The following is a 14,793-nucleotide window of genomic DNA, read 5'->3' as shown; positions in this document are numbered from 1 at the left end:
AATTGATTGATCGTGCAATTGAAATCACGAGCAAGCGGACCCTGGTCGCAAATTCGCATTCTCCCTGGCAGATTTTTCACTGCATTCTGGCGCTGCGCCATGACACCGTATTGCGACTCGGTGACAAGAAAGTCAACGCCATCCAGTGGCTGTCGACGACGGAACCTCAGTTCGACAACCAGCCATGGATGTTGCTGACCAGTCATGGGGCCAAGTTTCATCCCTATACCCGCATCTACGCCTTCGAAGGACATCCCTCGCAGTTTCTGGCGCTGTTGTCTCATTCGAATCTGCCACTTGACCACGAATTTCGCGTGCAGGGAAAGACCGTCACGCTGAATGATCTGGTCAACAATACGATGAAGGAAGTCAACACCAACGAAGAAGTGACCTGGGTGTTGTGGGCACTGCAACATTTTCTGAAGCCCGACGCCACCTGGTACAACCAGCACAATGAACCCTGGAGCATCGAACGACTGGTCCAGATTGAAACCAGTCAACCCGTCGTAGGGGCTCCTTGTGGTGGGAATCATCGGCTCTACGCCTTGACCCGCGCTCGCGACAAGTACCTGCAGAATGGCGGACGGTTGCGTGGGGTTTGGTTGCAGGCCGATCAGCGAATCAAGCAGCACATTGAAATCGCCCGGTCGCTGCAGAATTCGGACGGCAGTTTCTCCAGCGAATCCTACAAAGGACCTGGTTATACCCCGGACGTGAACAAGCGGTTTAACACCACCGGGCACACGATGGAGTTCCTTTCTGCAAGCCTCCCGAAAGAACGACTCAATGAGCCCTGGGTGCGTAACGCTGTCTGGACGCTGTCGCGTGAACTGATCCTCCAGCGCGATGCCCAAATTGATTGTGGTCCGCTGTTCCACTCGCTGAATGCACTGATTCTTTACCGGGAACGAATCTCGCCAAAGCATCAGGGTGCAGAAGAAACGATTCAGACGCCACCCCTGCTGCGGGAAGCAAAAGTCCCTCGTGCAGAGACGAGTCAGAATTCCGAGTCCCGTCTGAAAGTGACTCCGAAGCTCGAAACGGAGCCCAAGAGTATCAGCGAAGTGGCGTCAAAACCGAAGCTGACGTTCGCAGAAGCAGCGAAAACGTCGACCCACGCAACCAGTGAAACGGGACTTCCTGCTCTGGCACTGACCCCGTCATTGCTCGGTTCTTCGAACGCTCCGCAGACGACCATTGATTCCGACAAACTGTCCGGAAGTTTCTCGAAGGTGGCTGCTGCAGGACTTGATCAGCCTCCGGCGTCCCAGGCAGGCCAACCCAAGGCGACGTCCAGGTACGAGATCCCCAAATGGACCGCACGGCGCGTTTCCATTCCCCGGATCCTCCAGCAGAACTTCTCGGTCGCGGATGACGAATCGTTCGAGATTCCCGTCGTCCGCAGTGAGGTCCAGGTCGGTCCGATTGCTCCACCGCTGTTGTCGCAGGAGAATGGTTGCGGTAGTGCGGCACCTAATCAGTTGCCTCTGCCTGCTGATCTATTGGCTGACGAGCCCGCCTCCGCGATTCAGCCTGCAAATCAACAGTAGTCGTTTCGCGACGCAAGCGACTTTGCCCGCGGTGTGCTGCTCGTGTGTGGACTGACGAGAATGCCGCTCTGCACGAACGGCTGATGAGAACGATGCGTCAGTTCGGGAAAATGATACGTGGATGCAGGCGGCTGGTGGTAAAGTCAACTTCGCCGATCCCGATCAACACTTCATCTGCATCGACCAGTGCAGCGCGTGGAACGCAGGCGGGTTCACTCGTCTGAAGTGGTCCCCCCTCTTCAAATACCGAGAGGGGGATTCCCAGTCGGATCGCCTGGCCTCGCCGAACAGACACGGTCTCCTGCGGGCTGAGCACACGTTGCGGCAAGTGCTGAGCGATTCTGAGTGCAGGCTGAAGGCTGGCTGCGATCGTTTCGGGTGTCAGAGAGTCCAGTGTGATGGCGTCACGGACTTCGAAAGGGCCGACGGCCGTGCGACGTAACTTCGTCATCACCGCACCACAGCCAAGGCGATGACCCAGATCGCGGCCGATCGATCGGACATACGTTCCGCTGCCGCACTCAATCTCCAACTCGATCCCCGGCAACTGAAATTCCGTCAGCCGGAGAGAATAGACGTCGACGGGCCGGGCTTCGATTTCGACTGTTTCCCCACGACGTGCCAGGTGATACGCCCGTTCTCCCTTCACATGAACGGCCGAGAACTGCGGGGGAACTTGCGCGATCCGGCCTGTGAACAAGGGTAGCAGACGGGTAATGTCATCTTCAGTGAGATGAGTCCATTCGCCCCCGGCGTCGACCGTTCCAGTGATATCATCGGTGTCGCTGGTTTTGCCGAGCTCAAATCGCGCCAGATAGCGCTTACGCCCTTCCTGGGCAAGGGTCACCAAGCGAGTTGCGTGTCCGACACAGACCACGAGAACGCCAGTCGCCAAGGGGTCGAGCGTTCCTGCATGTCCGACCTTCGCGGGCCTGACCAGTCGATCGACATGGTTCACAATCTCGCGGGAAGTCAGCCCCTCTGGCTTGTCAATGTTGAGTACGCCGCAATAGTTCATCTGGTCTTTTCAAACAGGACGGGGATGGCAACGACCGCCAGACCCAAACACAAAGTGAAGTCGGGATATTATTGAACCGAGCCGATTTGCCCAACCACAGCGACTCAACAATCGCGTGCATAGCGTAAGTCTGTACACTCGTTCCCGCAGGAGAAGAGTTCGGATTGAGGAGCGGTTTGCAGAATCGAACTGTTTCATTCGAGTCGCTGCGCACCCGCCTCGCGGAAGACAATTCTCCATCAAGGCGGGGTGCGTATGGGGACGGACGTGACACGGGACCTGGCAAGTTCTTCGACCCGTTGCGTTGTGAGTTGAGGAGTGCAATTCCGGTCGGCAGAGAATCTTAATTTCACGCCGCGTGGCTCAAAGTCGGGGGTGACGACCGGGAAATCAAGCGATATCCTGACTGTGTGGTTCCGCTCATGAAATCTCAGAATCTGGCTGGAAGTGAGTCGCATGCTGGAAATCCAACTTCGTCAGCAGTTGTCGAAGGTCGCACTGCGCCGGGGCCGATTATGGATGTGGCGGCGACTCACCTGGTCCTGGGCTGCATTCGCAGTGCTTGTTGCCCTTTGGGCGATTGCCGGGCGTCCGTTCGTTCCGGGATCAGTCTGGTTTTTTGCGGCCCTGCTTGTCGCGACGGTCGTGTGGATTCAGTCACGCTACTTAGGGACGTCGAAAGTTGAAGTTGCTCGCAACATTGAACAGGCCTTTCCGGAACTGAACTCTCGCCTGCTGGCCGCTCTGGAGCAATTCCCGGAAGTGCAAACGGGCCGGCTCAATGTGCTGCAGCGTCAGGTGATCTCCGAAGCCGTGCACCATGCCCGGATGAATGACTGGACCGAGGCGGTGCCTCCCCGGCAGATGCGCCGAGCCATCCTCAATCAAACCGCCGCAATGGCGGCGTTCGTCATCGTCGGCTTGATGGCAACGCAGGGGGCGAACAGGTCCGTTGCAGCGATTTCCAGCAGTGACCGTGCCGTCGAGAATGTGGCAGGGGAACCGCCGGTGACCGTCGAACCGGGTGATGCCGAGCTGGAGCGGGGAAGCAGTTTACTGGTACTGGCACGTTTTCAGGGGACACCTCCCGCCGATGTGCACGTCATCTGGAAGGGTGAGGATGGAAATGAAACAAGACTCGCTCTGGCAAAGAGTCTCGACGACCCTGTTTTTGCGAGTCGTCTGCCGGTCGTTAAAGAGGATATCACTTATCGGATCGACTTTGATGGCAATCAGACGAAAGGCTACCGCATCACTGTCTACGATTTGCCTGCGCTCGTTCGATCGGATCTGAGTTTCGAGTATCCCAGCTATACGCAGCTTCCCGCGAACACACTTGAGGATGCTTTCGATGCCTCTGTCGTAGAGGGGACACGAATCTCGATTTCATGCCACGTGAACAAGAGTCTTGTCAGTGCACGCCTTGTTTCGGCAGATGGAACAACATTGACTCTCGAGGCTGATCCTGATCGGCCGCGCTCCTATCGTTGCAGTTTCATTCCGGAAGGCCGGGTGCGGCTGAAGCTGGAACTGACCGACGATGCGGGCCGAAAAAACCGCGATCCCGAAGAGTTTCGAATTGATGTCGTTCCGAATCGCGCGCCAGATCTCAAACTGGTTTTTCCCGGGAAAGATGTCAAAGTCTCACCGTTAGAAGAAGTTGCTCTGGATGCAACCGCGATCGACGACTTTGGCCTGCTCGAAGTTGGTTTGGTGGTGCAGATGCCGGGACGCGAACCGGTCACGCTGCCGCTGGGACGTGAACTGAACGGCGGTCAGCAACATAAGCTTTCCTCTCTTCAGCGACTGGAAGACTTTCGGGTGCAGCCTGACGAGTTGATGACGTACTACCTGTACGCGGATGATTTCGGACCGGATGGTCAGCGACGTCGCACCAGTGGTGACGTCTTCTTCGCAGAAGTTCGGGCCTTCGACGAGATTTACCGTCAGGTTGACCAGCAGGGGGCGGGAGAGATGCAGAACTCTCAAAAGCCCCCCGAATCACTCGCGAAACTCCTTGAGCTTCAGAAGCAGATCATTGTGGGGACCTGGAAAGCCGTCAGGACTCCCGATCCCACATGGTCGCCGAAGCTGGAACAGGAAGTTCAAACCTTGCACGAAGGTCAGTTGCAGGCCGCACGCAAACTGCAGGCACTTCGCGAGCGAATGACGCAGCCGCAATTGCAGCCGATTTTCTCGACCATTTCCGACGGGATGGAAAAAGCGAGCGGCGAACTGGAACGTGCGGTGACTTCGCAGAATGTTCAACCGTTGACTCCCGCGACTGCCGCGGAACAACTCGCCTATCAGGGGCTGCTCAAGCTGCGCGCCAAAGAACATCTGCTGATGCAGTCCAAGGCCAAAGGAAGTGGTCAACAGAACGAAGAAAAAGAACGGCTTGATCTGGAGTTGAAGCAGTCCAAAGACCGCTACGAATCGGAAAAAGCTGCAAAGCAACAGGAAAGCAACGTCAATCGTGAAGCCCTTGCGATTCTGGACCGACTGAAGGAAATGGCTCGTCGCCAGGAAGAACTTAACCAGCAGTTGAAAGACCTCGATGCCCAGGCGCGACAGGCCAAGACTGATGCGGATCGAGAGGAAATCGAACGACGACTCAAGCGATTGCGCGAAGAGCAGCAGCAGATCCTGCATGACACAGACGAACTGCGAAACAAACTGAATCAGTCAAACCAGCAGGAGACGGTCGCTGAAACCAAACAGCAATTGGAACAGACTCGCCAGCGGATGGTCGAAACGGCCGAAAAACTGCGTGAGGGGCAGCTCTCTCAGGCTCTCAATGCCGGGACGCGGGCCGAGCGTGAACTGAAGCAGATGCAGGAAGATTTCCGCAAGCAGACAGCGGCTCAGTTTGCTGACGCCATGCGTTCGATGCGTGAAGAAGTTCGACAATTGGCCGAACGCGAGAAAGAGCTTGCGCAAGAATTGGCTCAGTTGTCGGATGACTCGAGCCGTACTCTGCGACAGTCACAGCAGCGGTCTCAGTTACAGGCCGAGTTTCAGCAACAGCAGCTCCGTGCAAACGAGATTGTGGATCACGCCAAACAAGTTGTCGAGCAGTCCGAAACGTCTGAGCCGCTGTTATCCAGGCAGTTGTATGACATGCTCCGCTCGACCCGCGAATCGAAACTGGATCAGGCGCTCTCAGCCACACAGCAACTGCTGAAGCAGGGAATCCTGCCTGAAGCATCGAAGGCCGAAATGCAGGCTCAGGCGGGGATCGATCAACTGAAGAAGGGGATCGAAAAGGCGGCTGAATCGGTCCTTGGAAATGAGATCGATTCGCTAAAACGCGCCCGCAGAGAACTGGCCGCTCTGTCGCAACAGCTTGAGGAAGAAATTCGTGCCAATACCAGACAGTCACAAGACCCTGGTCCGTCCGGCAAGTCTTCGACCGCTGATGGCAACAACGATGGGAACGAGAAGACGAACGAGTCAGCGGGGCAAAGGGGACCGGACGGTGGCAAGGGGGCGGGAGCGGACGCAAAACCCGGCGAAGGGACGGAACCGGGAGAAGGCCAGCAGCCTGCTGGCGAAGGGGCTCAGGGAGTAGGAGAGAGTCCGGGTGAGTCCGGTGCGCAGCCCGCTGCCAGTAGCGGTGATGGTCAGAGCCCACAGGGTGAAGCGGGTGAAGGTCAAGGAAGTGGTGAAGGGGAGTCGCGACCGGGTGGACAGGGAGGCGGACGGCCGTCGGGTGAGCAATCTGATCCGAAGGGATCTGACAGTCAACGTCCTTCGCTGCGGCAATCTTCCGCCAATTCGCGGTCACAGAAACCATCAGGAAGTCCACGTCCCGCTCCGGGGAACTCGCAAGAGGGGGGAGAAAACTCTGAAGGTGGAGGCAGTGGCGGGAACAGCCAGGGGGGCGGACCGCTCACGGGTGGTGACTTCACGGAATTCAATGAGCGACTGCGCGATGTCGAATCGATGATCGGCGATCCCCGACTTCAGTCTGAAGTTCAGAAAGTTCGTGACCGCGCACGGAGTGCCCGAGCCGAATTCAAACGGCACACGACCACACCCAATTGGGACTTCGTGCGGTCATCTGTGCATCAGCCCATGATCGAGCTCCAGCAGCGGCTGGCCGATGAAATAGCCAGGCAGGAATCGCCCGAATCTCTGGTCCCCGTCGATCGGGACCCCGTGCCGACCCGCTATCGAGATCTCGTGCGTGGTTACTACGAACGGTTGGGAACAGGAACCGAAGAGTAGTCTGAACCTGCCTTTCCCCAGGACTTGCCGAGATGGAACAGAGCGATGACTGAGCTTGAAGAAATTGTTGTGGAAGAAACGATCGTGTCGACGGCGAAACCCGCACCCGTCACCCGGACCCGGCGCCAGCCCCAATATTCGGTGATCGTTGAGGATGATGATCTGCACACGTTCGCCTACGTGATCGATGCGCTGAGCCGTATCTGTGGACACACCGTAGAAGAGGCTTACCGACTGGCTCTCGAGATTGACTCCAAGGGCCGGGCGGCGGTCTGGACCGGGGCGATGGAAGTTGCTGAACTGAAGCGTGATCAGATCATCGGATTCGGGACTGATATTTACGCGTCCAAGCCTGCCTCCTTTCCCTTGGGCTGCTATATCGAGCCCGTGGCCTGAAGTCGGGGATTGGTCCAGAATCACTTCGGGGCGTGATCGGGTTTCATCCGTTCACATGCTCCGCTAGAGTGGTTGTCGCTTCCGATCACTCTGTTTCGCTCCCAGATCTCGTGCGAGGAATATCATCGATGAGCTACCGATCCGATCGTCGCGATTTTCTGAAGTCTTCAACCGCCGCGCTGGCGGGTGCGACGCTACCCTACTGGTTCACGTCTACAAGTAACCTCGCCCTCGGCCGCCAGACGGTGAACAGCCGGCCTGTTCTAGGGTGTGTGGGGACGGGAGATCGCTGGAACGCTGTCGGCCCGAATGCAATGGAATTCTCGGATTGCGTCGCCGTCTGTGACGTTGATCGCGAGCATGTGGAAAAAGCACGCAATCGAGTCCGGGATATTCAAAGCAAGAAGGGGATTTCTGGCGACCCCGAGATGTATGAAGACTACCGCAAACTGCTGGATCGCAAAGATATCGATGTCGTGACAATCGTGACGACGGACCACTGGCACTCCAAAATTGCCATTGAAGCGATGCAGGCCGGTAAAGACGTCTACTGCGAAAAGCCACTGACACTGACGATCCTTGAAGGCAAGCAGATCATCAAGGTTCTGAATGAAACGAAACGTGTGTTTCAGGTGGGGACGCAGCAGCGTTCGGAAATGTCTGCGAACGACGGCAAGGTTCAAAACCAATTCTTGAAGGCCGTCGCCATCGCCCGCAGTGGTCGGCTGGGTAAGATCAAGAAAGTGACCTGCGGGATTAATCGCGCTGAAGTCAGCAGCGCGATTCCGGTCGCCGACATCCCTCCACAGCTCAACTGGGAGATGTGGCTGGGGCAGGCACCGCTGACCGAATATCGCCAAGGGGGATTCGGAAACAACAAGCACTACCCGGAATCTCGCACTCATTATGAATTCCGCTGGTGGTACGAGTATTCCGGTGGAAAGATGACGGACTGGGGGGCTCACCATGTGGACATCGGGATGTGGGCGTTGGGGATGGATAACAGTGGCCCGATCTCTGTCGAAGGAACGGCGGAACATCCTGTTCCCTTCGAAAATGGGATGCCGACAGTTTCCGACCGGTATAACGTCGCGACGAAGTTTGACGTCACCGCCAGATTCGAGAACGGTGCCGAGATGCTGATCACCAGCGAAGGGGATAATGGCGTCCTCATTGAAGGAACCGAAGGCCGGATCTTCGTCAATCGGGGTAAGTTGACCGGGGCACCCGTCGAGGAACTGGCCAAGAATCCGCTTCCCGAGACTCTCTTGCGAGATCTTTACAAAGGAAAAGATCCCAAGGGGGGACGCAACGCTCACATGGCAAACTTCTTCGATTGCGTGCAGGATCGTGGCTTGCCGGTCAGTGATGTCTATTCGCATCACCGGGCGATGACGACATGCCATCTGGCGAATATCGCCATTCGACTTGGCCGAAAGATCGAATGGGATCCCAAGACGGAACAGATCATCAACGACAAAGATGCCGCCAAGTGGATCACGCGTGAGCAGCGAAAGGGCTACGAAATCAATATCAGCGTCTGATACTGAAACTGGTGCCGAAATGGAGACGAACCGACACTCGTACGCTGAGAGGGTCGGTTCACTGTTTCGAAATGAATGTCACGCCATCGCATCTCCGATCCGTCCAAATCCAGGCCGCACTGACTCAATCTGAACCGGTACCGGGATCGCTCGACTTCCTGTCGTTCCTGTGCAATGGGTAGCCTCATTTCCTGGCAGCTGTGGCGAAGCCGAACGACGTTGGCAGGCTGCAATTTGGGGGTGAGTGTCGAACCGGATCTCAAGACACTTCAGGAAAATAACGGATCACGGTCACGAGCCATCTCTCTTGTCGTCGATCACCTGCAGGTGGGCTGACCACCGCCGTTTTTTTACGCATCGCAAACGGGAGATTCGCGCACGCGAAATCTCCCGCGGATATACTCAGCATTCCTCGTTCAGAGCTTGCCGAAACGGCGGGGGCAGGCAGCCGACGTGGCGAGAATGTTCAGATTGATCTCTCAAAGAACCTTGGAACAACACGAATAATGCACGATGCTCTCAAGCCGGCTTTCGCCGAATTACTCGACGGACGACCGCTTCCTGCGGAACTGATGAAGGCCGCAGTCGACGCCATCATGGATGGTGAATGTTCCGAGGCGGAGGTTGCCGCGTTTCTGACCGCACTTCGCTTGCGGGGGGAATCCGTCGGTGAGCTTGTCGGTGCCGCGCTGGCCATGCGAGAACGCTCGACAACAATTCACTGTCAGGCGGAAGGGCTGCTGGACACTTGCGGAACGGGGGGCGACCAACTCTCGACGTTCAATATCAGCACGGCCGCAGCGCTCGTAGCAGCTGCCGCGGGGCAACCGGTGGCCAAGCACGGGAACCGGGGAGCGACAAGTAAATCCGGATCGGCCGATGTGCTGGAGGCTCTGGGGGTCAATCTGCAATTGTCTGCCGAGCAGGTTGGTCGTTGTATTGATGAAGTCGGCATCGGATTCTGCTTTGCACCGCTCCTGCATAGTGCCATGAAGCACGTGGGGCCCGTACGGAAGCAACTCGGATTCCGCACGATCTTTAACCTGCTGGGGCCGCTCACCAACCCGGCGAGGGCTTCGTATCAGTTGCTGGGCGCGACCAAGAAAAGCTTTGCCGAAAAACTGGCTCAGGCGCTATTCAAGCTGGGGACGCAGCGCGCCCTCGTCGTCTGCGGGAATGATGAACTGGATGAGGTCAGCCTGTGGGGTTCCACGACGGTGTTCGAAGTCACGCCGACGGAAGTAATTTCGCACTTATGGACGGCGGAGACGCTGGGATTGCCGGAATGTCATGTAGAGGCTCTCCGCGTCGACAATGCGGCAGAAAGCGCGGATGTGATTCGTCGCGTGTTTGCAGGTGAGCGAGGACCGGCGTATGACATGGTTGTGGCGAATGCGGGAGCCGCACTTCTGGCTGCGGGAAAAACGGCTTCGATCCAGGCCGCCGTCATTCTCGCAAAAGACGTCGTCGATTCCGGGGCGGCCAGAGACCTCTGCGAGCGATTGACACAATGGACGAACCGCTGAATCATTCGTGGACTTCCCCAGGAACTCCACAAGAACGTGAACGACAGACAGATTCACCTCTCAATTCAGTAGACTGAAACCGCCATGCAACTTCGCCAAGAGAATCTCAACGGCTTGAAATGTCACGTGGCAGACAGCCTTCCAGCAGGAGCGACTCCCCGCGCGGTGGTCGTGTTGTGTCACGGGTACGGTGCACCCGGCACAGACCTGGTTCCGCTCGGTCAGATGTTGTTGCGACAGCCGCGGATGGCCAGTTCTGTCCAGTTTATCTTCCCCGAAGCGCCACTCAGTCTGGAAGAACTGGGGATGCCGGACGGTCGTGCCTGGTGGCCCATCGATATGCGGCGACTGCAAATGGCGGCAGCACTCGGGACGTTCCGGGATCTGCGGAAGGACTGTCCTGATGAACTTCCGGTGGCTCGAGAGATGATGCTGGGCCTGATTCGAAAATGGTCCGAACGAGTGAACGTTCCCCTCAGCCATTTTCTGCTGGGGGGCTTTTCACAAGGAGCGATGCTGGCGACGGATGTCACTTTGCATCTCGACGAAAACCCGGCCGGTCTGGTGATCTTGTCCGGGACGTTGCTGAACGAAGATACCTGGAACGAGCGTGTGGCAGGGCACAAAGCGCTCCGGGTACTCCAGTCTCACGGAACCAACGACCCGATTCTTCCGTTTGCTGCCGCAGGAACTTTGCGTGACCTGTTAAATCACGGCGGGGCAGATGTCGAGTTTCTTCCCTTCGCCGGTGGACATGAAATTCCGCATGTCGTTCTGGATCGGATCGGGACTTTCCTGCGAGAAGCCATCGGCGATGGCAGGACATCGCTATAATACGACTGCCACCTGCCCGACTCACTTTCGTTCCCGTGAACAGAGGACTGGGGACAACCTGCCAGAGAAAGAAAACCCTTCCGCGCGGGCAGGTTGAGACCCACGATCAGGCTGACGGTGGCGGCACGACAGGTCCGCGTCCGGCGGGGCCTCCTTGATATCTAACTGAACTGGTTCTGCTGACCATGAACGCCCGCACAAATTCTCGACCGTCAAAGGTCGAAACGCATTCCACGACAATTCTGGCTGTTCGGCATCGTGGACAAGTCGCTTTGGGTGGTGACGGACAAGTCACCTACGGAAATGCCATTCTGAAGTCAGACACACGTAAGGTGCGCTGGATTCTCGATAAGAAAATGCTGATCGGGTTTGCGGGATCAACTGCGGACGCCTTCTCACTGCTCGAACGATTTGAGGCCAAAGCCAAAAACTTCCCCGGTAATCTTCCGCGGGCCGCCACGGAACTGGCACGCGACTGGAGGACCGATCGAATCCTGCGAAAGCTGGAAGCGATGATGATCGTCGTCGATGCTGATCACAGTCTGCTTGTGACAGGACAAGGGGACGTCGTTCAGCCTGCCGATGGAATCCTGGGAATCGGTTCAGGTGGAAACTATGCCGTTGCTGCCGCCCGAGGTTTGATCCGGCATTCTTCACTTACCGCCGCAGAAATTGTTCGCGAATCGCTCAAGATCGCCTCCGAGATCGACATCTACACCAACGACAACATTGTCGTCGAAGAATTTGGAGCTCCTCAAACTCACTCCTGATTCAGGGACGTCCGCAGTCGCTGTACCACTGAATGCTTACTGCGACAGGATTCAGATGACGAACAAAAGTCTCGTCGTGGCGACGATGGCTCGCCAGTTCAGGGACGGGGAAGGAAAAGACCAATGCGAGACATGACACCACGGCAGATCGTTGCCGAGTTGGACCAGCACATTGTCGGGCAGGATAAAGCCAAGCGGTCCGTGGCGATTGCGTTACGCAGTCGCTGGCGCTGGCAGCAACTCCCGGACGAAATCCGGCGCGAGATTACGCCGAAGAACATCATCATGATTGGTCCGACAGGCGTCGGAAAAACCGAAATCACGCGTCGTCTGGCCACATTGATTGGCTCTCCTTTCGTCAAAGTCGAAGCGACCCGCTTCACGGAAGTCGGCTACGTCGGTCGTGATGTCGAAAGCATGATCCGTGAACTGGTCGACGCGTCGATCAACCTGGTGAAGGCACGCCGTCGGGGCGAGGTCGAAAACGAAGCCAGCAAGAATGTCGAAGAACGGTTGCTCGATTTGCTTGTTCCGCATGAACCGCGGCCTCTGCCCCGAGATGATGAAAAAGAGTCAGTATCGGCTGACGAGCATGCGGCTCGGCATGAACGGACGCGCGAAAAATTTCGCCAGATGCTGAATGCCGGGACCCTGGATGAACGCCAGGTTGAGTTATCAGTGCCGCAGCGCAAGGCTCCGGTCCAGATGTTTTCCAACATGGGGCTCGAGCAGATGGATGTCGATTTCCAGCAACTGTTCGAACGAGTCATGCCGCGACAGTCGAAGAATCGAAAGGTGACGGTCGTGGAAGCACGCCGCCTTCTGATGGAGCAGGAAACCGAGTTGCTGCTGGATAAAGATGCCATCCATGACGAAGCCCTCAGGCTGGCAGAACAGAGCGGCATTGTCTTCCTCGACGAGATTGACAAGATCTGTACCTCCAGCGAAGGGGGGCATAGTGGGACCGATGTCAGCCGGCAGGGGGTCCAGCGGGATTTGCTTCCCATCGTGGAAGGTGCCACCGTCAATACACGGTATGGCGCTCTTAAGACGGATCACATTCTGTTCATCGCCGCAGGGGCGTTCCATTCGTCCCGGCCTGCCGACCTGATGCCCGAACTGCAGGGCCGGTTTCCGATTCGCGTCGAACTCGATGAACTGACCAAGTCAGACTTCCTGAGAATTTTGACGGAACCCTCTGCTTCGGTCACCCGGCAATACCAGCAGTTACTTGAGGTCGACGGTATCCATGTTTCGTTTACCGCAGATGGATTGGCCGAGATCGCCGAGATTGCGTGGCGGGTGAATCAATCAACCCAGAACATCGGTGCCCGGCGACTGCACACCATCATGGAACGACTTCTGGAAGAAATCAGCTTCCAGGGGCCTGATTCCCAGGGAACGCAAATTTCCATTGATCGTGATTTTGTCGCGAAGCAATTGGAACAGATCAGTCAGGACGAAGACCTGAGCAAGTTCATCCTCTGACAGGAGACACCGCCACGTACCCGGTCGAAGGAATGAACCGTGCGCCGCTCCCGGATTGACCCGGGAACGGTGATCGCGTTGCGTGACTTACCTGGTCCAATCGATCGCCAGGAATAACTGCGTGAGTCGTTCGCCCCGTAGCGGATTCAGCATCTGAATGTGGGCGATACGTCCGCGAAGGTGCTGATAAAAGTCAGTGGCTCCGACGCGGTTCTGCGTTGATGGGCCAAGTCGGACGCAGTTAGTCAAAATCGCCTTGAGTTGATCGAAGTCGCATCGGGCGACGTTAGGCCGCTGATTGACGACGACCCCGGCTACGGTTTGCCGCTGGTGAGACCTGAGAATCTGCCGCTTCTTCGCATTCGTCTGGAACCGTTCCTGCCGCACAATCTGCTGGACCAGCGGGATGATCGTCGAAAGAGCGTAGTTGAACTCTTTCGGACCCGAGAACGTCAAGTCGTCCGCGTAGCGGGTGTAGTTTGCTCCGTACGACTTGGCCAGACCCGACAGCCGAATGTCGAGACCAAATGCGGAAAGGTTGGCGAGAGCCGGCGATGTAGGAGCACCCTGAGGGAGGTGGCGGCGCAGGTAAGGAACCAGCGCGTACGGTCCTTGTTCCTGAAACTTCAAATTGCCCGGGACGGCCGACGTCACGAGTGAGCCGAGCCAGATTGCCACTTCACGTGAATAGCCAAGGCTGCGGAAGATGGCCACGACGCGGGCGAAACTGACCGTGGTGTAGAAGTTGGACAGGTCGAACTTCAGGACCACGGCCTGACCGGTATGAGGCCGGGCGTTCGTCAGAATCGAACGCGACTTCGTAAAGCCATGCGAGTTGGCATGGGCGGGGACGTGATCGAGAAGCTCATGCAGGATCTTTGCCTGTACCTGCTTCAGCAAGCCCTTCGGTGATTCAATCAGCCGCCAGCCACCCGCCCGTTTTTTGACCCAGTGGAAGTGATAGTGAGCGGCTGCCTGGGATTCAGGTCGACCATTGGAAAAGCGGTGAATGAGCCACGCAACCCGGTTGAGGGGAATTCCAATCCATTCGGCCAGTTGTTCAGGAGTGTGAAAGACAGGCAGCCCAAATATCTGCAACCGTTCTTCGCTGCCGTCCTGGCTGAGGTCGAGATAGTGATCCGTTCGCGACCCGTAACGAGCATACCGGTAAGGGGGAACGCCGCTCGCTTCGATGAACGGAATCGCTCGACGTTCCGCCGCCGTGACGACGATCCTTCGATTGGGGGTCAGGCGAATGCGAGCCGATTTTGGCAACCGCTTCCGAGGCCGAGGTTCTTCCGTCACGACCGCAGCGGCCGAAAGACTCTTTTGCTGACAATTGTCGGAAACAGCGATTTGAGTCTCGCTGAAATCCGGGGCGGGTAAACTCTGCGAAGGTTGGAGCTGGGGGGGTGAAGGCTCGGGGCGTCGTCGAAA

At 57.1% G+C, this 14,793-nt stretch carries 10 protein-coding genes; 8 read left to right on the top strand and 2 right to left on the bottom strand.

All coding sequences use genetic code 11. The features are described from left to right. Nucleotides 1-1,550: hypothetical protein (locus VGE80_RS22870; protein ID WP_440594255.1), on the top strand; the 1,550-nt coding region annotated here is incomplete at its 5' end. 97 nt (nt 1,551-1,647) lie between these two features. On the opposite strand, the gene truB is transcribed toward VGE80_RS22870, so the two are convergent. Beyond that, the gene (truB, locus tag VGE80_RS22865) at nt 1,648-2,568 is read right to left on the bottom strand and encodes a tRNA pseudouridine(55) synthase TruB (protein ID WP_440594254.1); all 921 of its coding nucleotides are present in this window, start codon (nt 2,566-2,568) and stop codon (nt 1,648-1,650) included. Between the two features lie 456 nt (nt 2,569-3,024). Between truB and VGE80_RS22860 the strand changes: the two genes are divergently transcribed. The 7 genes from VGE80_RS22860 (at nt 3,025) to hslU (ending at nt 13,356) form a co-directional block, all read left to right on the top strand. After that, the gene (locus VGE80_RS22860; protein ID WP_440594253.1) at nt 3,025-6,798 is read left to right on the top strand and encodes a hypothetical protein; all 3,774 of its coding nucleotides are present in this window, start codon (nt 3,025-3,027) and stop codon (nt 6,796-6,798) included. Between the two features lie 45 nt (nt 6,799-6,843). Continuing rightward, nucleotides 6,844-7,194: an ATP-dependent Clp protease adaptor ClpS gene (locus VGE80_RS22855; RefSeq protein WP_373649378.1), complete on the top strand. Its 351-nt coding sequence runs from the start codon at nt 6,844-6,846 to the stop codon at nt 7,192-7,194. 128 nt (nt 7,195-7,322) lie between these two features. Further along, complete coding sequence (locus tag VGE80_RS22850) at nt 7,323-8,738, top strand: Gfo/Idh/MocA family oxidoreductase (protein WP_440594252.1); 1,416 nt, start codon at nt 7,323-7,325, stop codon at nt 8,736-8,738. Between the two features lie 506 nt (nt 8,739-9,244). Then, on the top strand, nt 9,245-10,264 hold the full coding sequence (trpD, locus tag VGE80_RS22845) for an anthranilate phosphoribosyltransferase (RefSeq protein WP_440594251.1): 1,020 nt from the start codon (nt 9,245-9,247) through the stop codon (nt 10,262-10,264). Nucleotides 10,265-10,348: 84 nt separating this feature from the next. Further along, nucleotides 10,349-11,098, top strand: coding sequence for an alpha/beta hydrolase (locus VGE80_RS22840; RefSeq protein WP_440594250.1), 750 nt, complete (start codon nt 10,349-10,351; stop codon nt 11,096-11,098). Between the two features lie 185 nt (nt 11,099-11,283). Then, the gene (gene hslV, locus VGE80_RS22835; RefSeq protein ID WP_440594249.1) at nt 11,284-11,868 is read left to right on the top strand and encodes an ATP-dependent protease subunit HslV; all 585 of its coding nucleotides are present in this window, start codon (nt 11,284-11,286) and stop codon (nt 11,866-11,868) included. 123 nt (nt 11,869-11,991) lie between these two features. Then, on the top strand, nt 11,992-13,356 hold the full coding sequence (gene hslU, locus VGE80_RS22830) for an ATP-dependent protease ATPase subunit HslU (protein ID WP_440594248.1): 1,365 nt from the start codon (nt 11,992-11,994) through the stop codon (nt 13,354-13,356). 87 nt (nt 13,357-13,443) lie between these two features. Here hslU and VGE80_RS22825 read toward each other — a convergent pair. Beyond that, a partial coding sequence (locus VGE80_RS22825; RefSeq protein ID WP_440594247.1) for a reverse transcriptase domain-containing protein occupies nt 13,444-14,793 on the bottom strand: 1,350 nt, incomplete at its 5' end.

This window comes from Schlesneria sp., assembly GCF_036405755.1.
Lineage (GTDB): Bacteria > Planctomycetota > Planctomycetia > Planctomycetales > Planctomycetaceae > Schlesneria > Schlesneria sphaerica.
This window is presented reverse-complemented; position numbering and strand designations above follow the sequence as displayed.